The organism is Photobacterium piscicola (assembly GCF_900166965.1).
Classification (GTDB): Bacteria; Pseudomonadota; Gammaproteobacteria; order Enterobacterales; family Vibrionaceae; genus Photobacterium; species Photobacterium piscicola.
This window is the reverse complement of the sequence record NZ_FUZI01000010.1, coordinates 46,575-69,522: the sequence shown is the minus strand read 5'-3', so window position 1 is coordinate 69,522 and position 22,948 is coordinate 46,575. Positions and strand designations below refer to the sequence as shown.

The following is a 22,948-nucleotide window of genomic DNA, read 5'->3' as shown; positions in this document are numbered from 1 at the left end:
TCAACAAGCCTTTATATTGATTTGATGCCTTCCGCTTACAAGGAAAAATTATGCGACTGTTGAGCAAAGTAGTGCTTATTTTTATATTAATTGTCGTTGTGAGTTTGACCACTTTGATTGGGTTATTACATACACGTTATAATCAACCATTATTAAATTTTGCCCTCACACACCTATCACCTTACCAAGTGTTCGCTAAAAAGATTGATTACGATATTCGAACCCCTTATCAAATCACATTAGAACGAGCAGAAATCACCCAGCACCAACAGGTATTGCTTAACGCTGATAGCATTACATTATGGTTATCCAAATCCAGCCTTACTGACCATAAACCAGTCTTTGACGGTGTTCAGATTAATAATATTACCGCAGTTAACATGCCACTATTCAGTCAATCGTCACCCGTAACGGTTAAGCGCTTAATACTCAATAACACCAATATAAACACCCCTGAATTTAAGATTAAACACGGGGTAATTGAAATGGATAATTGGCAAACACCTCAACCAAATACACCGTGGTGGCAGAGCTTTAACGGCAGCTTTAAAATGAGCGCCACCAGCATCCAGTGGCACCAATTACAATTACAACAACTGCTACTCAATGCTGACAAACACGATCAACAATGGCAATTTAATGGTATTTCAGGTCTGTGGCACCAAGCGACGGTCACCGCCCAAGCTCAGCTAGATAATCACAGTCACAATTTAACGGTAGACCAACTCACTATCAGTCGCTTTCACCTACAAGACCAACAATTATTTGATACTTGGCGACAGCAACTTAGCCACCCCATCACAGGCTTAAAAACCATTACATTTAACCGTATCGATATAGTCAACAGTAGTATTGAGTTACCACAGTGGGGAGCCGATGATATTAATTTATCGTTGAAAAATTGGCAGTGGCCACTCACTTACTGGCAGCAAAAAGACAGTCGCTTATCGTTTAGTGCCGGCCATGCCCAATGGCAACAACTTAATTTTGAGCAACCATTAGCTGAATTACAATTTATGCCTCAGCAAATAATCAGCCACGGTATGTCAGCTCATATTATGCAAGGTTTTGTTCGTGTTGATGGCTGGATCGATCCACAGCAACTATTTATTAATGATCTAAAAGCCAGTGGTATTAAATGGTTTGTAGGGAAGAATTGGCACCAGAAATGGCAACAATGGCAGCAGCAATACACCGATGTGATAGCAAAAAAAATCAACATTAATAATAGTCAAATCACCTCATCAACCTCTCATATTCCGTTTCAATTAGCGGGCATTGATATTGATGCACAAGACACGGTACTGAAACAAAATAATCAGTGGGGATTATGGCAAGGTTCTATTGAGGCTAACTTAGGCTTTGGCAGTATCAATCAAATTGTGATGAACCAAGCCATCGCGACCATGCACAGTAATGCTGGTCAATGGCAGTTAGATAAATTGGTATTACCATTTAAACACGGCATGTTAAAAGCGCGCGCGCGAATGTCACTTGAAACACCGCACAGACCATGGCAATTAACCATGATGGGCGACACCATACCCGCCCAAATATTATACCGTTGGTTAGCATTACCGCTTCCACTAACAGGGGCAATCGACACCCAAATAAAACTCAACGGTCACGCCAGTAGTTGGCGTGATTTTAATACGCATTTAACAGGTAGTGCTAATATTGCCTTGCGTCAATTGGCATTAGATAATATCACCCCTCAACAATTATTAACCCAATGGCAGCAATCGAATATTACCGTCGAGAGTCAATCAGCAACAACGCCTACTGTCGCATCACCGCTACAACTCACAACACCGCCACTGACAATAACGGCACAAGATGGCACCATCCAATTATCGCCATTAACCATTACTGGTGATAATTTTGGATTAAACATGGCGGGGCAATGGAATCTTGTCAATTCCCAACAGCAGCAACTTCAACTGACATTAACCACGGGCTGTCAGCAACTGATCCGTTCATGGCATCAAGGCGTATCAAGTTCAACGGTTGATTCATTGTGTACAGGTAACACTAAATACGTTCCTGTAAAAGTGGATGAAACCGTTTTGCCACATTGAACATTAACATCAACCGTGATCCGTCCTTTGCGCTGTTGAGTGATACGATCAAAATCACCACGTAAATGCTCAAGGGTGGTGACCGCGATTGGACGCTCAGTGACTGGGGCAGAGTAACGAATGTGACTATCAACTAAAATAATATTACCTTGTAAGCCTCGTTCTTTAAGCAACAACCAAATAAAGCCCCAGCCCGCTAAGGTTGCCATGGTAAAAATACTGCCAGCAAACATAAATTCATTGGGATTAATATTGGCATTGAACAACGCGCTAACTTCAAATCGATAACCGGTGTATTGGTTAATTTTAATCCCCATTTTGTCACTAATCGGTATCTGGCTTTGCCATAATGATTGTAGTTCCTGACACCATTGAGGCTGACGAGCAACATCCGTCAACGGTGACAGTGGTTTCACCATTTGCTGATGCCGCATTGGACCACTCTCATCACTTAACTCACCACGACTCTCAAAACCATTTTTAATATAAAAGGGAATAGCCGCTTCACGGGCATTACACACTAACCGTTTAGCGCCGTCATAACGTGCTAGCGATTCCAGTGCCATTAACACCATTCCACCTAGCCCGTGGTGTTGTACCGCCGTATCAACTGCCATATAACGCACTTGCCCTTCATTATCTGGCGTAATATACAAACGTCCAATTGCCACCACGTTGTCATCATTATCAACTAACATTCGATGTGCACTGACATCATCATAAGCATCACGCTCTGATCCCAACGGCATTTGCCATGGTTGACGTAGCATTTGCCAACGAAAATGATAATAACGTGCAAACTGTTGTTCGGTTTGCGGAGTGACTAATCGAAACATGCATTCCCTCTCTTCTCAATTGTCTACAGCCATTAAAAGCGTAAATTCACAACCCTAGGTTTAAACCTGCAACCAAAACGTTACCGGTCCATCATTAACTAATGCCACCTTCATATCGGCGCCAAACACGCCCGTTTCAGTTACAATTGGCTGTGCCTTACATTGTTCGACAAAATATTGGTACAAGCGTTCAGCTTCAATCGGCGCAGCTCCTGTCGAAAATCCAGGACGCATACCTTTTTTAGTCTCTGCCGCCAACGTAAATTGTGATACCACCAGCACGCTACCTTGCGCCTGCTGAACATTAAGATTCATTTTATCGTCAGCATCACTGAAGATACGATAACCCAACACTTTGTCCCGCAGTTTTTGGGCTTTGGTTTCATCATCACCTTTTTCAACCCCTAATAGCACCAACAAACCAGAGCCAATAGCACCCGTTACTGTGCCATCAACAGTCACTGAGGCTTCACTTACCCGTTGAATTAACGCAATCATTGTTGTTCCTTAATCTTCATTATAATCATTGTCACGGCTGGTCACTGCAGTCGTTGGCGGTAATTGTGATTGAGATTGAGTAACATCCCAAAAACCACGTTCACCTAAACTTGCGGTGATCTCTGCTCCCAATAATACGATACACCAACACAAATACACCCATACAAACAAAATAGGGATCACCGACAATGCGCCATAAATCATTTGGTAGGAATGAAAATGTGCTAAATAAATCACAAACCCTTTTTTACTCAACTCAAACAAGACACTACTACATAACGCCCCTAGCAACGCATGTTTAAATAGCACCTTACAATTAGGCACTAGCGCATAGAGCAATAAAAAAGCCAAACCAGACATCATTGACGGTAGCCATTGCAATGACTGCTGCACCACACCGTGCAATGCTTGATGTTCAAACAAGACCAACGAGCCAACATAGGAACTCAATGCAATACTTGAACCCAAAAGAATCGGGCCTAAAGTGAGGATCATCCAATAAACCGCCAATGATATAATCCAACGCCGTTTTTTCTTCACCCGCCAAATATAATTTAACGACTTATCAATTGAAGAAATCAACATCATTGCAACCACAAATAAGGCCCCGATACCAACCACGGTCATTTTGCCGGCATTAACAATAAATTCATTAAGATAAGTGGTCACAACCGCACTGGCGGCTGGTACAAAATGTGTAATAACAAACTGCTGTATTTGATTACCAACACCAGCAAAAGCGGGCACCACCGACAATGCCGAAATTATTACGGTTAATAACGGTACTAATGACAGTAAGCTCACATAAGCCATTGATCCTGCAATTACAGTTAAACGGTCATGATTTACACGCTGGATTAAATAGCTGAAATATTCCATTATTCGCGGCAATCGCTGCCACAATACAAATTTCACAGGTTGTTTTTTGTCAGCCATAATAGAGAATTCTACCTATACGTTATCAAATACAGCCATGTTATCGTGACACGCTGTAACTGTAGTTTATCTATTGAATCGTTGCGTTAGCACTCAGTGGTAATGTGATTTTTGTTATTTTTCATCTTTCACCAAGGAGCAAAACATGCCCTATTTTATTGCACTTTTTCTAAGTGTTAGCCTACTTTCAGGCTGTCAAACAGCTTACTACTCAGCCATGGAAAAAGTCGGAGTTTATAAACGCGATATCATGGTTGATCGGGTTGAAGATGCCAATCAAGCGCAACAGAACGCTCAAAAACAATTTACCAGCGCCCTTGATGGCCTAAAAGCACTCAATCAATTTGATGGTGGCGATCTTGAATCGGCTTATCAAGATATTGATAGCCAATATCAAAGCAGTGAAGCCGCGGTTAAAAATGTTAATGATCGTATTGCCGCCATTGAAGATGTCGCCAACGCTATGTTTGAAGAATGGCAGCAAGAACTGTCATTGTATAAAAGTGCCAACCTTAAACGTGATAGCCAACGTAAATTACAAACGACAAAAGTATCTTACAATAAAATGCTATCTGCGATGAAACGCGCTGAGAAGAAAATGGAGCCTGTTTTAGACACTTTACGTGATAACACCCTATATCTTAAGCATAACCTCAATGCGGCAGCAATAGGCTCACTTCAAGGGCAGTTTAATGCATTACAAACCGAAATCTCTGGTGCTATTCGTGATATGAACAGTGCCATTGCAGAATCAAATCGTTTTATTGGTCACTTGAAAAAGTAATCAGCACAATTGCGATACTATAACCATAAAAAAAGAGCTAACCATGTTAGCTCTTTTTTTGTTTAAATATTTTTTGTCTCAAGAATATTTTCATACTCCAGATACAACAATCCCCCGCTTGTTGCCAAGCGAGGGATTGTATTAGTAATCGTTCAGATTAGCGGTAATTACTTACCACGACCTGCGCGCTTACGATCGTTTTCAGTAAGAAGTTTCTTACGGATACGAATGCTTTCTGGTGTTACTTCTACTAGTTCGTCATCATCGATGAATTCTAGAGCTTGCTCAAGAGTGTACTTGATAGCAGGAGAAAGCGTTTGTGCTTCATCTGTACCAGATGCACGAACGTTTGTTAGCTGCTTACCACGTAGACAGTTGATAGTTAGATCGTTTGCACGGTTATGAATACCGATGATCTGACCTTCATATACTTCGTCACCGTGCTCAGAGAACAGACGGCCACGCTCTTGTAGGTTGAATAGCGAGTAAGTTACCGCTTTACCAGTACCGTTAGAGATCAATACGCCGTTAGCACGTTGACCAATAGTACCGCCCTTGTGAGGACCGTAGTGATCAAACGTATGGTAGATAAGACCAGAACCAGAAGTCATTGTTAGGAATTCTGTTTGGAAACCGATAAGACCACGAGAAGGCATCATGAAGTCCATGCGAACACGGCCTTTACCATCTGGTGCCATATCTTTTAGCTCACCCTTACGGATACCGATTTTCTCCATTACACTACCTTGATGCTCTTCAACCACATCGATAGTTACAACTTCAAACGGTTCCATTAGCTTACCATCTTCTTCTTTGATGATAACTTCTGGGCGAGATACTGCTAGCTCGTAACCTTCACGACGCATGTTTTCAATCAGGATAGATAGGTGAAGTTCACCACGGCCTGAAACACGGAAACGGTCTGGGCTATCAGTCTCTTCAACGCGCAATGCTACGTTGTGTACTAATTCTTTTTGTAGACGCTCAAGGATGTTACGTGAAGTAACAAACTTACCTTCTTTACCAGCAAACGGAGAAGTGTTTACTTGGAAAGTCATGGTTACAGTTGGTTCATCAACAGACAATGCTGGTAATGCTTCAACAGTGTTTACGTCACAGATAGTGTCAGAAATCTTAAGCTCGCCAAGACCTGTGATTGCAATGATGTCACCCGCTTTCGCTTCAGTAACTTCATGACGCTCTAGACCTAGGTAACCAAGAACTGTACCTACTTTACCGTTACGCTTAGCACCGTCAGCACCAATGATAGTTACTTGTTGGTTTGCAGCAACAGTACCACGAGCAATACGAGCAACACCGATAACACCAACGTAAGAGCTGTAATCTAGTTGAGAGATTTGCATCTGTAGTGGACCGTCAACGTCAACACAAGGAGCTGCAACGTTATCAACGATAGCTTGGAACAATGGTTCCATATCTTCGCCAGTTACGCCTTCTTCCATAGTTGCCCAACCGTTTAGCGCAGAAGCGTAAACTGTTGTGAAGTCTAGTTGCTCGTCAGTTGCGCCTAGGTTGTCAAATAGGTCAAAGATTTGATCCATAACCCACTCAGGACGTGCACCAGGACGGTCAATCTTGTTGATTACAACGATTGGCTTAAGACCGTATGCAAACGCTTTTTGCGTTACGAAACGTGTTTGAGGCATTGGGCCATCAACCGCGTCAACGATCAGTAATACAGAGTCAACCATAGACATGATACGCTCAACTTCACCACCGAAGTCTGCGTGTCCAGGGGTGTCTACGATATTGATGCGGTAGTCATTCCAATTAATTGCTGTGTTCTTAGCAAGAATGGTAATGCCACGCTCTTTTTCGATATCGTTAGAATCCATCACACGTTCTTCGGCTTCGCCGCGACCCTCTAACGTGCCAGATTGCTGTAGAAGTTTATCAACCAGGGTAGTTTTACCGTGGTCAACGTGAGCAATAATTGCGATATTTCTTAAGTTATCGATCAGTTGATTAGACATTAGTTTCACATTCACTCAGAACATGCAGCGTCTTAATAGAGGCTACTTGATTAAAAAAACGGCTCATAATTTAACAGATTTTACTCCAAAACCCACGAAATATGTGATTTATATCACCAGCTTTTTTCGCAACTTCCTCTAGAGCCGCATTTTTACTCACTTTTTTGGCTATTTTTATTTTTCTTAACCCTCATATTGATACGATAAATTAGTCTAAAACCAATCAAAAATGCGATCTTGATCACTTTTTAGTTACAGCTTAATGACGATTATTTAGCAATAAAAATACCTAATTATCTCTGGGTTGATTGACAATATTTGCCCTCATCACCATAGTAGTGGAACTATTAAATGGCGAAGTATATTGGTCAATATTGTATCACTTTCAATATGCACCATTGTTGCACCAAACCGGTGCAAACGCTCACCATAATAGTGCAAACCAGGAGAGGAAAAAGTCACCTAATTGCCTTAAACACGCATTATTAGGGGCTTTTAAAAGTTGGCATGGTTTTCGCTTTAATACTTTCAGATTCGCTCACCACAGTATGAGCACTTAAGTTTGCGGCCATCGCCCTAAATAACACCGGAGGTTACTCAAGATGTCAGTTGAAAACGTACTAGCGCTGATCCAGGAAAATGAAGTTAAGTTTATTGACCTACGTTTTACCGATACCAAAGGTAAAGAGCAGCACATTTCTATTCCATCTCACCAAATCGATGCTGATTTTTTTGAAGAAGGTAAAATGTTTGATGGCTCTTCTGTAGCTGGCTGGAAAGGCATTAATGAATCAGACATGGTGATGATGCCTGATGCAGCAAGTGCGGTACTGGACCCATTTACAGAAGACGCAACCCTAAACATTCGTTGTGATATTCTTGAGCCTGCAACAATGCAAGGCTACGATCGTGACCCTCGCTCAATCGCTAAACGCGCAGAAGAGTTCATGCGTTCAGCTGGTTTTGCTGACAATGTTTTAGTGGGCCCTGAGCCAGAATTCTTCCTATTTGATGACGTTCGATTCAATACTGATATGTCTGGTTCATTCTTTAAGATTGATGACATTGAAGCGGCATGGAACAGCGGCACAAAAATTGAAGGTGGTAACAAAGGTCACCGTCCTGGCGTTAAAGGCGGTTATTTCCCCGTTGCTCCTGTTGATTCATCACAAGATATTCGCTCTGCAATGTGTTTGATCATGGAAGAGATGGGACTGGTTGTTGAAGCTCATCACCACGAAGTAGCAACCGCAGGTCAAAACGAAATCGCAACCCGTTTCAATACGTTAACCAATAAAGCTGATGAAATTCAGATTTATAAGTATGTTGTTCATAACGTGGCACACGCGTTTGGTAAAACAGCAACCTTTATGCCTAAACCACTGGTTGGTGATAATGGCTCTGGTATGCACGTTCACATGTCACTGGCTAAAGATGGGGTTAACCTATTTGCAGGCGATAAGTACGGCGGCCTATCAGAAATGGCACTGTTCTACATCGGTGGTATTATCAAACACGCACGTGCAATCAATGCGTTTGCTAACCCAGCAACTAACTCATACAAGCGTCTAGTCCCAGGCTACGAAGCACCTGTTATGCTGGCTTACTCAGCGCGTAACCGTTCTGCATCAATCCGTATTCCTGTCGTACCAAGTCCAAAAGCACGTCGTATCGAAGTACGCTTTGGTGATCCAGCAGCCAACCCATACCTCGCGTTTGCTGCAATGCTAATGGCTGGCCTTGATGGTATCGCTAATAAGATCCACCCAGGCGAAGCAATGGATAAAGATCTATACGACCTACCAGCAGAAGAAGCGGCAGAGATTCCAAAAGTAGCTGAGTCACTACAAGGTGCACTACAAGCGCTTGACGAAGACCGTGAATTCTTAACCTCTGGTGGCGTATTCTCTAACGACTTTATTGATTCTTACATCGCCCTAAAAGAGCAAGATGTAGAGAAAATCAATATGGCAGTACACCCATTAGAATTTGAACTTTACTACTCTGTTTAAGTAATACATTTAAACTGAACAGTGAAGATTTAGGCCTGCCTCACACGCAGGCCTTTTTGATCTTGCTCCCATAACAAAAGCGGCAACAATAAAGGACTTATTGACCATCAAGGTCTTGCTGGAGAGTTAACGGATGAAACTCATTAATCTGGTATCTATGCTGTTATTTACAACAGCTGCGAGTACCGCCGTAGCAACAACAATTTATTCTTGGACTGATGATAATGGTGTAGTCCATTTTAGTGATACTCCCGGAACTCCCCAAGCCAGTACAGTTGAACTTTCCGTCACTGAAGTACAACCCAGCATGCAATCAACGTCAATCAACATGACTCAAGCAGACAATGTCGAACTAATATCAATTGCTACCGATATTGAACCCCCACTTCCTGCCGCTACCATTAGCCTGCTAGCCCCAGTACATCAGCAAACCATTCGCAGTAATGACGGTGATATTAAAGTGCGAGCAGTCAGTAACCGTAAGCTTAATAAACACTTGCAAGCACAGCTAGTGATAGATGGTAAAGCGTATGGCGGGTCTCAAACCGACTTAACTTGGCTATTGACCAATATCGATCGAGGCAGTCATCAAATTCAAATCCAATTACTTAAAAATGGCAAGATCCTTGCTTCATCTGAAAGTATTACGGTTTATTTACATCGCGTATCACAGGCACGTCCTAAAAACAGTCCAATTCAACCTCGTTAACGCCTATTTACAATAAATCCTGCCTGTTCGCTGTTAAACCGAGTACACTGACATGCACCATTTTGGTGCATCAGCTAACGGCGACGGGTGTGCATCTGCACCAACGATCTTTTGCTTAGCTATCGATAAGGATAATGATTGTGAATACCAGCTTTACACCCATAATTCTCGACAATTTAGTCACCGCCATTGTGCTACTTGATGAAGCGTTAGTGATTCGTTACGTCAATCCTGCAGCTGAACAATTATTATCGTCCAGTAAGCGGCGCTTAATCGATTCACCATTAGCTAAATTATTGCAATACAGCTCACTCGATCTTGAGCAAGTCAAAGCAACCCTTCACAGCGGTCAAGGACTCGCAGATAGCGATGTTACGTTTGTGATAGATGGTCAACGGCACTTATTGGGAGCAAATGCCAGTCCCATCTCATGGCAAAAACAGCTGCTGATTCTCTTAGAATTAAAACCGATTGATCAACAACGTCGTATTAGCCAAGAGTTAAATCAACATGCGCAACAACAAGCGGCTAAAGAATTAGTGCGAGGCTTGGCCCATGAAATAAAAAATCCGCTCGGGGGTTTACGTGGGGCTGCACAATTACTTGAAAAAACCTTACCCGATAAAAGCTATCACGAATATACCCAAATGATCATTGAGCAAGCGGATCGGTTACGCAATTTAGTCGATCGCTTGTTAGGCCCGCAACGACCGGGAATTCGCAAAACCGACAATATTCATTTAGTGCTAGAAAAAGTGCGTCAACTCGTCAATATCGAAACTGATGACACGATCAATATTGAACGTGATTACGACCCAAGTTTACCCGACATCAATATGGACGCTGAACAACTGGAACAAGCATTATTAAATATTGTTAGTAACGCGGCATTAGCGTTGAAAGGTCAAAGGGGCGGTACCATTAAATTAAAAACCCGCACTGCGCATCAAAGTTTAATTCAAGGGGTACGCCACCGTGTTACCGCCACCATTGAAATCATCGACAATGGCCCAGGTATTCCCGCCGATATTCAAGACACCTTATTTTATCCCATGGTGACTGGCCGCGAAGGTGGAACGGGGTTAGGTCTATCCATCGCTCGAAATTTGATCGATCAGCATCAAGGAAAAATTGAAGTCTTTAGCTGGCCGGGGCATACAAATTTCACTATTCATTTACCGATTAAGTCATAACACTGACAACCATAGGAATTTTATTATGAGCAAAGGATTAATCTGGGTTGTTGATGATGACAGCTCCATTCGTTGGGTATTAGAGCGCACCCTCATCAATGCCGGTATGAAATGCGAAACGTTTGCTGATGCTGATAGCGTATTGGCCGCATTAGAGCGCAGTGTACCCGACGTATTAGTGTCTGATATTAAAATGCCTGGCACTGATGGATTTACATTACTAAAACAACTTCAGCAAGATTACGTCACTCTCCCAGTGATTATTATGACGGCACATTCTGATCTTGATGCCGCAGTTAATGCTTATCAACGCGGTGCGTTTGAGTACCTGCCCAAACCATTTGATATTGATGAAGCCGTCACCTTAGTTGAGCGCGCCCTCAGCCATAGCCAAGAGCAAAAACGTCAGCAACAACCAACGATAGAACCAAAACAGGTTCCCGAAATCATTGGTGAAGCACCAGCGATGCAAGAGGTGTTTCGTGCGATAGGACGCTTATCTCGCTCATCCATTTCAGTGCTCATTAATGGCGAATCTGGCACAGGTAAAGAATTAGTTGCCCATGCATTGCATCGTCACAGCCCACGCAGTAATAACGCATTTATTGCGCTCAATATGGCTGCGATACCTAAAGACTTAATCGAATCAGAACTGTTTGGTCACGAAAAAGGGGCTTTTACCGGCGCCAATAGTGTTCGCCAAGGTCGGTTTGAACAAGCCAATGACGGCACTTTGTTTCTCGATGAAATTGGTGATATGCCATTGGACATTCAAACACGATTACTCCGTGTATTAGCTGATGGGCAATTTTATCGCGTTGGTGGACATGCACCAGTTAAGGTCAATGTACGTATTATTGCGGCCACACACCAACATCTAGAACAACTGGTTGCCGCTGGTGATTTTCGTGAAGACCTCTTTCACCGTCTAAATGTGATTCGAGTTCATTTGCCATCACTCAAAGATCGTCGCCAAGATATTCCTCAACTGGCACACCACTTTTTACAACGTGCCGCTGATGAACTCAGCGTCGAAGTAAAATCACTGCACCCACAAACCTCAGAAAAGCTAACCCAACTACCGTGGCCGGGTAATGTGCGTCAATTAGAAAATATCTGTCGTTGGCTCACTGTCATGGCCAGTGGTAATGAAATATTGCCATCAGATTTACCGCTAGAAATCACCGAGACAACAGTTACCACCAGTGCCGATACAGAACCTCAACACTGGCATCAAGGCTTAGAACGATGGGCGCAACATGCTTTGCAGCAAGGCGAAACTGACTTATTAGCAGAAGCACTGCCACAGTTTGAAAAAATTCTGCTGGAAACAGCTTTACAGCACACTCATGGTCATAAACAAGAAGCGGCAAAATTACTCGGTTGGGGCCGAAATACCCTCACCCGCAAACTGAAAGAATTACACATTCATGATTAAAATTTATGATAACAGTACGATCTGACGGTGGTATCAATTTGCACCAATGCACATTTATCTGCAACAGTGGTGAATGTCATTTAGTGATTGCGTATACTTAGGTCACCATTATCTTTGGAAAGTATAATAATCATGATAAACAAAGATCTTCCACTAACGGATATTCACCGCCACCTTGATGGCAATATTCGCCCCCAAACTATCTTAGAACTTGGTCAGCAATTTAATATTGCCCTGCCAGCAACAGAAATTGAAGCCTTGCGCCCACACGTGCAAATTGTTGAAGCGGAACCAAGTTTAGTTGCCTTCTTAAGTAAATTAGATTGGGGTGTAGCGGTATTAGGTGATTTAGAGGCATGTCGTCGTGTTGCTTACGAGAACGTTGAAGACGCACTTAATGCTCAAATTGATTACGCTGAATTACGTTTCTCACCGTACTATATGGCGATGAAACACAACCTGCCGATTGCTGGTGTTGTAGCAGCTGTTGCGGATGGTGTTGCCGCAGGTTGCCGTGACTTTGGTATTAAAGCGAACCTGATTGGTATCATGAGCCGTACTTTTGGTACTCAAGCTTGCCAACAAGAACTTGATGCTCTGCTTAGCCACAAAGACCAATTAGTTGCGATTGACCTTGCAGGTGATGAACTTGGCCAACCCGGCACTCAGTTTATCTCGCACTTTAAACAAGTACGTGATGCAGGATTACAAATCACGGTGCATGCGGGTGAAGCAGCTGGGCCTGAAAGTATGTGGCAAGCAATCAATGAGCTTGGCGCTGTCCGTATTGGTCACGGTGTCAAAGCGGTTAACGATCCTAAATTAATGGATTACCTTGCTGAACATCGCATTGGTATTGAATCTTGCATTACTTCTAATATTCAAACCAGTACTGTAGCAGACATTACTCAACACCCTGTTAAAGCTTTCCTTGAGCACGGTATTTTAGCTTGCTTAAATACCGATGATCCTGCGGTTGAAGGCATTGAATTGCCCTATGAATATGAAGTTGCTGCGCCAAAAGTTGGCTTAAGCGGCGCTCAAATTCGTCAAGCGCAAATCAATGGACTAGAACTAGCATTCTTATCTGCGACAGAAAAGCAGGCGCTACGTGATATTGCCAGTAAACGTGGCTAATCATAACAAGTGATAATAATACTGCGCTAACGACCAATGATACACATAACAAAACGCCTCGGTTTCACGTGAAACCGAGGCGTTTTTTATAGCACATGAGTAAGGCTTAAATCACACGTGAGAATTGCTGTTGACGAGCGCGAACACGTAAATATTTATCAAAACACATACAAATGTTACGAATCAATAAACGGCCTTTTAACTCAACATAAATAATATTGTCACCCACAGTCACTAATTCATCATTAATGAATGTCTGCAATAATTGTAAGTCTTCGCTAAAGTAGCTATCAAAATCAATATTGAATTCAGTTTCAATCGCTCGTTTATCTAACTGGAAATTACAAATGAGTGCTTTGATGACTTCACGACGTAACAAGTCATCCGCGTCTAAGGTTACCCCTTTCCACAATGCCGTTTGCTGCTCTGCCATTTGACTATAATACAACTTCAACTCTTTTTGGTTCTGCGCATAACAATCACCAATCATTGAAATAGCAGAAACCCCCATACCCAACAAGTCACAATCACCTTGAGTGGTGTAGCCTTGGAAGTTACGGTGCAAAATACCATCACGCTGCGCAACAGCTAACTCATCATTTGGTAGTGCAAAGTGATCCATGCCAATGAACTGATACCCTGCCCCCGTTAACGTTGCAATCGTATCTTGTAAAATCGCTAATTTTTCTGTCGCTGACGGTAACTGATCTTCATGAATTTTACGTTGGGCTGCAAACAAAGTCGGCATATGAGCATAGTTAAACACCGATAATCGCCCAGGCTTCATAGTTAATACTTGCTGCAATGTCTCAGCAAATAATGCTTGAGTTTGTAATGGTAAGCCATAAATTAAATCGAGGTTAGTTGAGCGATAACCTAATTCACGTGCACGCTCTACCATCGCAAAAATAAAATCTTCATCCTGCTCACGGTTAACTAACTTCTGTACATCTTTGTTAAAATCTTGCACTCCGATACTTAAACGGTTGAAGCCTTCACTGCGAAGGTGATCAAGAATACTCAATTCAATTTCACGAGGGTCAACTTCAATACTGATTTCAGCATCAGCATCAAAATTAAATGCACTGCGTAGTGCTGTCATTAACCGAGTAATTTGAGTTGCTGTTAAAAATGTGGGCGTACCACCACCAAAATGTAACTGGCTAACATGACGATCGCCAAGCAAAGTCGCACGTTGCTTAATTTCTTGCTCAAGCACATCTAAATATTGATCGGCTTTGTGCTGATGGCGAGTAATGATTTTATTACAGCCACAGTAATAACAAAGCTTATGACAAAAGGGAATATGGATATAAAGCGATAGTTTACGATCAGGATATTGCTGACATGCCATCTCAAATTCAGTAGAAGTAAATGCTTGATTAAATTCTAGTGCGGTCGGGTAAGAAGTATAACGCGGGCCTGAATAATTATATTTTTCAATCAGGGCCTGATCCCAAATAATCTGCTCATTTGACATGACATTGTTCCAATGTGTGAATGTAGAATAACTAGAGTGTGTCACCATTTGGTGAAAAGTAAAACCCATCCCTTCCCTGCTGCTCAATTTACACTCTGAACAAAAACAAACACCGCCAATAAATGGCGGTGTTAATAATAACGATGACGAGTTAAACCTTAGTTGACAGGATGGCATCCAATTCAAGTTTAATCTCAGCTTGTAGACGGGACTCCGCTTTCATGCGTTCAAGATCGAGTCGCATTCGGCTTTGTTTTTCTATTAGCTGGCGCGCATCGCCTCGCGGCATATCTTTAACCACTTGGTACAAGTCGGTTAAGGCCGGATACGTTGCGGCAAAATCAACTTGTTTATCTGCTTGCAACACTTCCATTAATTTATATAACCGAATCGCGGCTTCAGACATATCACATTGTTCTTGTTTACATGCCATTGCGATAATAAAGACGCTTTCTAATATATTGTCGTTTCTAGCTTTGATTGCTTCAGCTTGTTGCTCAGCAGCACGTGCCAAAAACAATTTATGCCGTTGTTGCTGTTTATAAAGCTTAGCTAATAACAATCCAGCGTAAAGTGCTAATCCAGCAACAATGACGCCACCAATAACAAATAGAAGTGTGATTCCCTGCAACGGTTACTCCTTATCGAAATTATCAAAATCCATATTTTCAAATTGCGCTAATAAATCATCATCTGAACGAGGTTTAGATTTAGCACTTTTTGCAACAGGCGCTGATGCTTCTTCTTCAACATCATCTAATAAACCAAGTTGCTTCATTAGACGTTCAATACGGTCTAACTTAAGATCAACTTGTTTTTGTAGGCCAGAACCTAATTTTTCACCAGCATCAATTCGATCGAGTAATACCATCAATTGTGCATCATTTTCTAGCATCGCAAGTTCTTGCTCAGCAGATAAACGACGTTGCTGTTTTGTTTGGGGCTTTTTAGGCTCAACAATTAGCGGAACTAATTTTTTACTACCTAAACGTGGATCTTTTTTCTGACCACCATTACGCTGTTTATTATCTTCAACAGCAGAATGACGACTTCCTGATTTTAAGCCTTTACGTTTTTTCGCTTTTTGGCGTTCACGTGTCTCAACATCAACTTTACTATTTGATTTCTCACGGTATACAGCAGGGCCTTCTGAACCTACGGTGCGCGCTCTTTTCTTACGGGTCATTACTGGGGTTTCCTCAGCAAAATCACATCATTTCCAACAAACTCAACTTCAAGACCATCTCGTTGCGCTAAAAAGCAAAACGTATCATGACTAAAAAAGCTAACATGGGTTGGGTCGTTCTTATAGTACCAATGCCCAAAGGCATCAGTGTCGGTTACTAGTTTGGTCATGATCCCAAGCCAACCGCCGGGTTTGACTAAACGTAGCAACAGCCCCCATTCCTTCGCAGGCTGATAAAAATGCTCGATTGCTTCTGTGCAAGTAACAAAATCATACTGACCGTCTAATGCCGCGGGTTGTGCCGCAAAATAGGGATCGTAGATTGTCATAGTATACCCCATTTCAGCCAACATCACTGACAAGGTCGGCCCTGGACCGCTACCAAAATCCAACCCCAATAACGGTGGTGATGGTAATCGAGTTACAAGTGGCGTTGCTAATCGCCCTAAAAATTGTCGATAACTTGCATCATCAGGGTTATTCCGATGTTGATCATAAACAGATTTTTCTTGGAACGACGTTAAATGAGTTGTTGGATCGGCATAAATTAATGCACAGTGTAAACAACGAAAATAATCACGTTTAGTGTCTGCCACCAACCAGCGATTATCTTTACTCTTACAAAGTGGACATCTATCCATTGTCTTCTCCACAACGACTGAATGTTGACGAACAGCAGCAGCGGTGCAAAATCGAGCGGGCTATTCTATACCCAATTGCGGTTAAGATGTAGTTCTGCTGACAAATTGTTCAATTTATTCGGCTATTTTATCGAAACTAAAAGTAAAATATCACATCCAAATCATAATAATAACCATCACTTACCACGAAATTTGGACGAAAAAAAAAGCGACAGGTCTGCACCTATCGCTCTATGGGGTAAGCTATGAGCTTATAATTCTGTCTAGTCTTTCCGTAACCAGCAAGCAACGTCCCGGTTTAACAAATATCCATTTATTATAATTGCTATCCATGCCAATATCGTTCGTCACTATCCTAGTGATTTTTCGCGTCCATTTATACCCATCCATGGCTTCACAACTCATCCTAAGTTGGCGATCCCTATCGCAATGTTACGCTCCAATAACTATACCACCATCCTTATGCGATACATCATCCTGATGTACCTGAGCTATATTATAATAGCTACGTTCTTTCCTTGAGTGTCTACCTTGACAATCCTTACGCATCCCGCGTCTACCCTGGTCTCCTGACCAGACTTCCTGTGATTCCTTTAAGCGTCACTGCTTAAGCTATCCTAGCGCTTCCTTCCTGTGTCACACTCCTTGTCGACAGGGAGTAATTTACCTGAAGCCATCATTAAAACAATGTATCAAGATCACACTTTTTAATCTGCAATTGTCGTCAATAAACAAGTCTCTGTTCTATAAAACAAAAAAATAATCGACTACAAATCAAATCATTATAACCTCCCTTTGCAATGGTCGATCTCTTACAACCCTACAGGCGAATCCACCGTTACTAAAATATTAATAAACAGTAATATTAAGCAACGTTTGTCATCATAAGGATCATTTTACTTCTAATGTAAACCACCAACGTAAGCGGAGAGTGCTGAAATCTCATCATCACTGAGCTTAACAGCCACCGAGCGCATCATGGCATTGAGGTCGTTATTACGGGCACTGGAGCGAAATGCTTGTAACTGTAATTGAGTATATTGTGCATTTTGGCCCGAAATTTTGGGAAAACCCGATAAGCTGGTGCCATTACCGCGTGGGCCATGACAACTGATACACGCGGCAATACCCCGCTCAGGATCACCAAAACGGTATAAAGGCTCAGCTATCGCAATGACATTTTTAGGGGTGGTATTGCCAGAAAGAGGCAGAGAGGAAAAATAAGCACTAAGATCAGCCATATCGGTAGCGGAGAGTGCAGCAGCCATACCCGCCATAACCGCATTACTACGACCTTGAGCGCCACTGCTGGTCACTGCTAATTTATAATCAGCAAGTTGCTTCGCTAAATAATCAGCATGTTGACCTGCTAACTTAGGGTATTGACCTATTGTTGCATTACCGTCACTACCATGGCATGCAACACAGGTGGTAGCTTTTAATTTACCCGCATCGACATCACCTTGTGCCCAAGCAGAATAACTTGCCACAAGGGTAAATATTAAAACTAATTTTTTCATGACATTCCATTTATAATTATAGAGCTTCCGTACCACAAGTAATGCTCAGTGACATGGTATACAATACGACCATAAACCAAACACGGTTTAATATATCTTAGACAATTTCACAAAAAAGCGCTTTTTTTACAACATAAGCGCTTGACGGAGTTAACAGTGAATCAACCTCTCAACTATAGAAATACCAGTTTTATCACAAGTGCACCGGATATTCGTCACTTGCCACAAGATGCCGGCGTTGAGATCGCATTTGCTGGTCGCTCCAATGCGGGTAAATCAAGTGCACTAAATCGCCTAACCGATCAAAAAGGTTTGGCTCGTACTTCCAAAACCCCGGGCCGTACTCAATTAATCAACATGTTTGAAGTCATTGGCGGCTGTAACTTGATTGACTTACCTGGCTACGGTTTTGCTCAAGTACCACTTGAACTCAAACTGAAATGGCAAAAAGCATTAGGTGAATACCTACAACGCCGTGAATGTTTACAAGGTTTAGTGGTTCTGATGGATATTCGTCACCCAATGAAAGATCTTGATCAGCAAATGATTAATTGGGCGATTGAAAGCAGTTTGCCAGTCTTAGTATTGCTAACTAAAGCTGACAAATTAAAAAGCGGTGCGCGTAAAGCACAAGTATTAAAAATCCGTGAAATGTCGAAAGAATTTGGCGGTAACGTTCAGGTTGAAGCTTTCTCTTCATTGAAAGGGATTGGCGTTGATCAAGTTCGTCGTAAACTTGATGAATGGTATGCACCAGAACTAGAACGTCAACGTGTACTGGCCGCTGACGATAGTGATGTTTTTAATCTACCCTCTGCAGAATAAAACCATTACACAATGCAATAAATAACATCTAGCCCCATCATTTTTGGTGGGGTTAATGGTGAACATTTCACTCGATAAAACTCATGATCACCACTTGCAGTACATCATCTTAAAAGACATCTATCGTCGTACTCCTAACACTCTCCCGATTAAATTCTGCTAATCCAATTGATGACAACACATTATTTTAGACAAAAAACAAGTTTGCTAATTGTTAATAATTTAATCTTTTTGTGGAATAAAATTACATCATTGGTTGTTTAAAAAAAAACCAAAAAAAAAGCCATTCTCAATGTCGAGAATGGCTATTCCATGTCTTTGTTTGTCGGCTAGTGATCATCACTAACCCACAAAACCAAATATGAACAAGAAGCTGTGACTATTATAGCCTGCCCATTTTAAATTTAAAGTATTTGCTCTAAAAAATGCGCTAACAAATACAAATCAGCCTCAAAGATAGATCAACCAACCAAAAATAAGTGAGGCTTATCATAAAAAATCAGCAATCTTGTCACTTTAGTGTAAAAAACAAACACAAATAAGCCGCGATAAACATCGAGATAGAAATAATAAAAAAGGAAATTAATGCGAGAATATCGCTATAGCGCAGATAAATTTGATGTTGGCACCATAAAAAACGCCCCAGTCCAATAAATAGACTGGGGCAGCTGAATCAGCCAAATCCAATAACGTGAAACAAAAGGTCTGAAAGATAGAACATCTTACCTCTGTACCCTACGTCATCAACTGTATATCAATTGCTCAGTTTTTGGAAGTCTTTGTTGTAGTTTTTTTTCATAATATTGTAAGTAATTTTTACATAAGTGTTGTTAATTTTAACAAAAAAATAGCCAATCTTACGATCAGCTATAATTTTATAATCAAGATACAACCTGATTAATTAGTGAGCTTGATCCCAGTTATCGCCACAACCCGCATCGGCAATTAATGGTACGGCTAAGGTTGCCGCTTGCTCCATTAACTCGCGTACTTTAGCGGTAACGCTGTCTAATACTGAGGCTTCTACTTCAAACACCAATTCATCGTGTACTTGCATTAACAAACTAACTTGCCCTTGTGGTTGCTGTTGTACCCATTCATCAACCGCAATCATGGCTAATTTAATAATATCAGCCGCAGTACCTTGCATTGGGGCGTTAATCGCTGCGCGTTCAGCAGCTTTACGACGTAAGCCATTACGCGCTTTAATATCAGGAAGATACAAACGACGACCAAATAGAGTTTCAACATAACCTAACTCAGCCGCACTATTACGGGTACTTTCCATGTATTCTAAAACGCCAGGGTAGCGTTCAAAATACACATTCATATAATCTTGTGCTTCATTACGACCCATATCAAGTTGCTTGGCTAAACCAAATGCACTCATGCCGTAAATCAGTCCGAAGTTGATCGCTTTTGCACGTCGACGTTGTTCGGTACTCACATCATCAATCGCTAATCCTAAAATTTCCGCCGCCGTTGCTGCGTGAATATCTTTACCATGACGGAATGCATCCAATAACGCTGGATCACCAGAAAGATGCGCCATAATACGCAATTCAATTTGAGAGTAGTCGACAGCAAGAATTTTATAGCCCGGTTTGGCAACAAACGCTTGACGAATACGACGTCCTTCTTGATTACGAACCGGAATATTTTGCAGGTTCGGCTCACTTGAAGACAAGCGTCCCGTTACGGTTCCAGATTGGTGATAAGACGTGTGAACTCGACCAGTTGCTACATTCACCATTTTGGGCAATTTATCAGTATAAGTGGATTTTAGTTTTGCTAAGCCACGGTATTCTAATAATAATTTTGGTAATGGGTAATCTAAAGCAAGTTCTTGTAGCACTTCTTCATTGGTCGATGGTGTGCCTGATGGAGTTTTTTTAATAACTGGTAAAGCCATTTTCTCAAACAAGATTGCTTGTAATTGCTTAGGAGAACTTAAATTAAATTCTTCACCTGCTAATTCGTAAGCCAGTTTTTCAATTTCATCTAACCTTTGTGCCAACTCGATAGATTGCGCGCCTAACAAAGCACTATCAATATAAACACCAGTACGTTCCATACGAGATAAAACAGGGACTAACGGCATTTCAATCGTTTCAAACACTTTATTCAGCTTTTCATCAGCGGCAACTTTTGGATATAACGCATGGTGAAGGCGTAACGTAATATCAGCATCTTCAGCAGCATAAGGACCCGCCTGCTCAAGATCGATTTGGTTAAAGGTCAATTGCTTTTTACCTTTACCCGCAATCTCTTCAAAACTGATATTTTTATGCTCAAGATAACGCAGCGCAAGGCTGTCCATATCATGGCGACCGACAACGCTGTTATAAACATAAGATTCAAGCATGGTATCAAATTTAATACCCTGCATATCAATGCCATATCGCGCAACAATGCTGGCATCAAATTTTAAATTCTGACCGACTTTAGCTAAAGTCTTATCTTCTAATAATGGTTTTAATTGTGCTAACACCCAATCACGATCAAGTTGCGCTGGCGCATCTAAATAATCGTGAGCCACAGGGACATAAGCCGCTTTACCTTCTTCTACCGCAAATGAAACCCCAATTAAATTGGCTGTCATGTAATCAAGACCATCAGTTTCAGTATCAAACGCAAATACGTCGGCATTTTTTAACTGGGCTACCCAGTTATTAAAACTTACTTCATCAAGTACGGTTTCATAACCACTACGATCAATGGTTGGTGCAACAACTTTTGGCTCAGTTGTGGTGGTTGCGGCACTTTCATCAGCAACAATGCGGCCATCACTGCCATCCAACATTTCAGTTAGCCAGCGACGGAACTGTAATTTACCAAACAATTCAGTCAGTGCGTCAGTGTCTGGTACGCCTTTGCATAATTGTTCAGGGGCAAGTTCTAATTCAACATCCAGCTTAATAGTCGCTAATTTATACGACATGTAAGCCGCTTCTTTATTATCAAGCAGCTTTTTAGCCATGGTTTTTGAGCCACGAAAGCCTAGCGGCGCAATATCATCAAGATTGGCATACAAAGTATCTAAGCCACCAAGACCTTGCAATAATGCTGTCGCCGTTTTTTCACCGACACCAGGAACGCCAGGAATATTATCAACCTTATCCCCCATTAACGCTAAGTAATCGATAATCAGCTCAGGGCCAATACCAAATTTGTCCTTAACGCCAGCGGCATCCATCACTACATCCGTCATGGTATTGATCAAAGTAACATGTTGATCAACCAGTTGCGCCATGTCTTTATCACCAGTACTGATCAATACCGGCATTCCCTGTTTAGAAGCCTGAGTTGCCAACGTACCGATCACATCATCCGCTTCAACGCCAGAGATCGCGATCAACGGCAATCCCATCGCCTTGATCACTGCATGTAATGGTTCAATCTGACCGCGAAGATCATCCGGCATCGGTGGGCGATTAGCTTTATATTCAGGGTATATATCATCACGGAATGTCTTACCTTTAGCATCAAAGATAACCGCAATACGATCAGTTGAAAACTGACGTAACATGCTGCGTAACATATTAACCACACCATAAATTGCACCTGTTGGTTCACCGTCTGAATTAGTGAAATTGGGTGCGGCATGGTAAGCGCGATAAAGGTAAGAGGATCCATCAATAAGGATCAATGGATTTTCAGGAATCGTAGCCATAGGGTTAT

19 protein-coding genes are annotated in these 22,948 nt (G+C 41.8%); 8 read left to right on the top strand and 11 right to left on the bottom strand.

All coding sequences use genetic code 11. From position 1 onward, the window contains the following. Positions 1 to 50: 50 nt before the first annotated feature. Positions 51 to 2,078 carry an AsmA family protein gene (locus CZ809_RS17710; RefSeq protein ID WP_080158866.1) on the top strand — a complete coding sequence of 676 codons (2,028 nt, stop codon included), beginning with the start codon at positions 51 to 53 and terminating at the stop codon, positions 2,076 to 2,078. Here the strand turns inward: CZ809_RS17710 and CZ809_RS17705 are convergent. The 3 genes from CZ809_RS17705 to CZ809_RS17695 are packed head-to-tail and all read right to left on the bottom strand — an operon-like array spanning position 1,985 to position 4,348. Beyond that, positions 1,985 to 2,914: a bifunctional GNAT family N-acetyltransferase/hotdog fold thioesterase gene (locus CZ809_RS17705; RefSeq protein ID WP_080158865.1), complete on the bottom strand. Its 930-nt coding sequence runs from the start codon at positions 2,912 to 2,914 to the stop codon at positions 1,985 to 1,987. The genes CZ809_RS17710 and CZ809_RS17705 overlap by 94 nt on opposite strands. A gap of 60 nt (positions 2,915 to 2,974) precedes the next feature. After that, the gene (dtd, locus tag CZ809_RS17700; protein WP_080158864.1) at positions 2,975 to 3,412 is read right to left on the bottom strand and encodes a D-aminoacyl-tRNA deacylase; all 438 of its coding nucleotides are present in this window, start codon (positions 3,410 to 3,412) and stop codon (positions 2,975 to 2,977) included. A 9-nt stretch (positions 3,413 to 3,421) separates the two neighbouring features. Beyond that, the gene (locus tag CZ809_RS17695; protein WP_080158863.1) at positions 3,422 to 4,348 is read right to left on the bottom strand and encodes a virulence factor BrkB family protein; all 927 of its coding nucleotides are present in this window, start codon (positions 4,346 to 4,348) and stop codon (positions 3,422 to 3,424) included. Between the two features lie 145 nt (positions 4,349 to 4,493). On the opposite strand from CZ809_RS17695, the gene CZ809_RS17690 reads away from it, so the two are divergent. After that, positions 4,494 to 5,132 (top strand): DUF2959 domain-containing protein, encoded by a 639-nt coding sequence (locus CZ809_RS17690; RefSeq protein WP_080158862.1) that lies wholly within the window; start codon positions 4,494 to 4,496, stop codon positions 5,130 to 5,132. Positions 5,133 to 5,299: 167 nt separating this feature from the next. Here the strand turns inward: CZ809_RS17690 and typA are convergent, their stop codons facing one another. Beyond that, positions 5,300 to 7,126, bottom strand: coding sequence for a translational GTPase TypA (gene typA / locus CZ809_RS17685; RefSeq protein WP_080158861.1), 1,827 nt, complete (start codon positions 7,124 to 7,126; stop codon positions 5,300 to 5,302). A gap of 602 nt (positions 7,127 to 7,728) precedes the next feature. On the opposite strand from typA, the gene glnA reads away from it, so the two are divergent. The 5 genes from glnA (at position 7,729) to add (ending at position 13,615) form a co-directional block, all read left to right on the top strand. Further along, a complete protein-coding gene (gene glnA, locus CZ809_RS17680; protein WP_080158860.1) occupies positions 7,729 to 9,138 on the top strand; it encodes a glutamate--ammonia ligase in 1,410 nt (469 codons plus the stop codon). A 133-nt stretch (positions 9,139 to 9,271) separates the two neighbouring features. Then, complete coding sequence (locus CZ809_RS17675) at positions 9,272 to 9,847, top strand: DUF4124 domain-containing protein (RefSeq protein ID WP_080158859.1); 576 nt, start codon at positions 9,272 to 9,274, stop codon at positions 9,845 to 9,847. A 134-nt stretch (positions 9,848 to 9,981) separates the two neighbouring features. Next, positions 9,982 to 11,040 (top strand): nitrogen regulation protein NR(II), encoded by a 1,059-nt coding sequence (gene glnL / locus CZ809_RS17670; protein ID WP_144396205.1) that lies wholly within the window; start codon positions 9,982 to 9,984, stop codon positions 11,038 to 11,040. 25 nt (positions 11,041 to 11,065) lie between these two features. After that, positions 11,066 to 12,478 carry a nitrogen regulation protein NR(I) gene (gene glnG, locus CZ809_RS17665; RefSeq protein ID WP_080158858.1) on the top strand — a complete coding sequence of 471 codons (1,413 nt, stop codon included), beginning with the start codon at positions 11,066 to 11,068 and terminating at the stop codon, positions 12,476 to 12,478. A 132-nt stretch (positions 12,479 to 12,610) separates the two neighbouring features. Then, positions 12,611 to 13,615 (top strand): adenosine deaminase, encoded by a 1,005-nt coding sequence (gene add, locus CZ809_RS17660; RefSeq protein ID WP_080158857.1) that lies wholly within the window; start codon positions 12,611 to 12,613, stop codon positions 13,613 to 13,615. 106 nt (positions 13,616 to 13,721) lie between these two features. Here the strand turns inward: add and hemN are convergent, their stop codons facing one another. From hemN to CZ809_RS17635, 5 genes are all read right to left on the bottom strand, one after another. Then, the gene (gene hemN, locus CZ809_RS17655; protein WP_080158856.1) at positions 13,722 to 15,095 is read right to left on the bottom strand and encodes an oxygen-independent coproporphyrinogen III oxidase; all 1,374 of its coding nucleotides are present in this window, start codon (positions 15,093 to 15,095) and stop codon (positions 13,722 to 13,724) included. Between the two features lie 151 nt (positions 15,096 to 15,246). Continuing rightward, positions 15,247 to 15,726, bottom strand: coding sequence for a DUF2489 domain-containing protein (locus tag CZ809_RS17650; RefSeq protein ID WP_080158855.1), 480 nt, complete (start codon positions 15,724 to 15,726; stop codon positions 15,247 to 15,249). Between the two features lie 3 nt (positions 15,727 to 15,729). Next, entirely contained in the window at positions 15,730 to 16,281 is a 552-nt protein-coding gene (gene yihI / locus CZ809_RS17645) for a Der GTPase-activating protein YihI (RefSeq protein WP_080158854.1), read from the bottom strand. After that, positions 16,281 to 16,922 carry a class I SAM-dependent methyltransferase gene (locus CZ809_RS17640; protein ID WP_080158853.1) on the bottom strand — a complete coding sequence of 214 codons (642 nt, stop codon included), beginning with the start codon at positions 16,920 to 16,922 and terminating at the stop codon, positions 16,281 to 16,283. The genes yihI and CZ809_RS17640 overlap by 1 nt, the downstream gene beginning before the upstream one ends. Positions 16,923 to 17,824: 902 nt before the next feature. Continuing rightward, positions 17,825 to 18,442, bottom strand: coding sequence for a c-type cytochrome (locus CZ809_RS17635; RefSeq protein WP_080158852.1), 618 nt, complete (start codon positions 18,440 to 18,442; stop codon positions 17,825 to 17,827). A gap of 156 nt (positions 18,443 to 18,598) precedes the next feature. On the opposite strand from CZ809_RS17635, the gene yihA reads away from it, so the two are divergent. Continuing rightward, positions 18,599 to 19,267: a ribosome biogenesis GTP-binding protein YihA/YsxC gene (gene yihA / locus CZ809_RS17630; protein WP_080158851.1), complete on the top strand. Its 669-nt coding sequence runs from the start codon at positions 18,599 to 18,601 to the stop codon at positions 19,265 to 19,267. Positions 19,268 to 19,940: 673 nt separating this feature from the next. On the opposite strand, the gene spfP is transcribed toward yihA, so the two are convergent. Together spfP and polA are read right to left on the bottom strand one after the other, a co-directional pair. Continuing rightward, a complete protein-coding gene (gene spfP, locus CZ809_RS21600; RefSeq protein WP_438616993.1) occupies positions 19,941 to 19,988 on the bottom strand; it encodes a small protein SpfP in 48 nt (15 codons plus the stop codon). Between the two features lie 180 nt (positions 19,989 to 20,168). After that, positions 20,169 to 22,940: a DNA polymerase I gene (gene polA / locus CZ809_RS17620; protein ID WP_080158850.1), complete on the bottom strand. Its 2,772-nt coding sequence runs from the start codon at positions 22,938 to 22,940 to the stop codon at positions 20,169 to 20,171. Between the last annotated feature and the right edge of the window lie 8 nt (positions 22,941 to 22,948).

Coding starts and splice junctions, on each gene's coding strand:
- CZ809_RS17695 (WP_080158863.1), bottom strand. CDS start 4,348: ATGGCTGACAAAAAACAACCTGTGAAATTTGTATTGTGGCAGCGATTG.
- glnL (WP_144396205.1), top strand. CDS start 9,982: ATGATTGTGAATACCAGCTTTACACCCATAATTCTCGACAATTTAGTC.
- CZ809_RS17675 (WP_080158859.1), top strand. CDS start 9,272: ATGAAACTCATTAATCTGGTATCTATGCTGTTATTTACAACAGCTGCG.
- CZ809_RS17690 (WP_080158862.1), top strand. CDS start 4,494: ATGCCCTATTTTATTGCACTTTTTCTAAGTGTTAGCCTACTTTCAGGC.
- CZ809_RS17640 (WP_080158853.1), bottom strand. CDS start 16,922: ATGGATAGATGTCCACTTTGTAAGAGTAAAGATAATCGCTGGTTGGTG.
- CZ809_RS17710 (WP_080158866.1), top strand. CDS start 51: ATGCGACTGTTGAGCAAAGTAGTGCTTATTTTTATATTAATTGTCGTT.
- glnG (WP_080158858.1), top strand. CDS start 11,066: ATGAGCAAAGGATTAATCTGGGTTGTTGATGATGACAGCTCCATTCGT.
- hemN (WP_080158856.1), bottom strand. CDS start 15,095: ATGTCAAATGAGCAGATTATTTGGGATCAGGCCCTGATTGAAAAATAT.
- CZ809_RS17705 (WP_080158865.1), bottom strand. CDS start 2,914: ATGTTTCGATTAGTCACTCCGCAAACCGAACAACAGTTTGCACGTTAT.
- glnA (WP_080158860.1), top strand. CDS start 7,729: ATGTCAGTTGAAAACGTACTAGCGCTGATCCAGGAAAATGAAGTTAAG.
- dtd (WP_080158864.1), bottom strand. CDS start 3,412: ATGATTGCGTTAATTCAACGGGTAAGTGAAGCCTCAGTGACTGTTGAT.
- polA (WP_080158850.1), bottom strand. CDS start 22,940: ATGGCTACGATTCCTGAAAATCCATTGATCCTTATTGATGGATCCTCT.
- yihI (WP_080158854.1), bottom strand. CDS start 16,281: ATGACCCGTAAGAAAAGAGCGCGCACCGTAGGTTCAGAAGGCCCTGCT.
- CZ809_RS17635 (WP_080158852.1), bottom strand. CDS start 18,442: ATGAAAAAATTAGTTTTAATATTTACCCTTGTGGCAAGTTATTCTGCT.
- add (WP_080158857.1), top strand. CDS start 12,611: ATGATAAACAAAGATCTTCCACTAACGGATATTCACCGCCACCTTGAT.
- typA (WP_080158861.1), bottom strand. CDS start 7,126: ATGTCTAATCAACTGATCGATAACTTAAGAAATATCGCAATTATTGCT.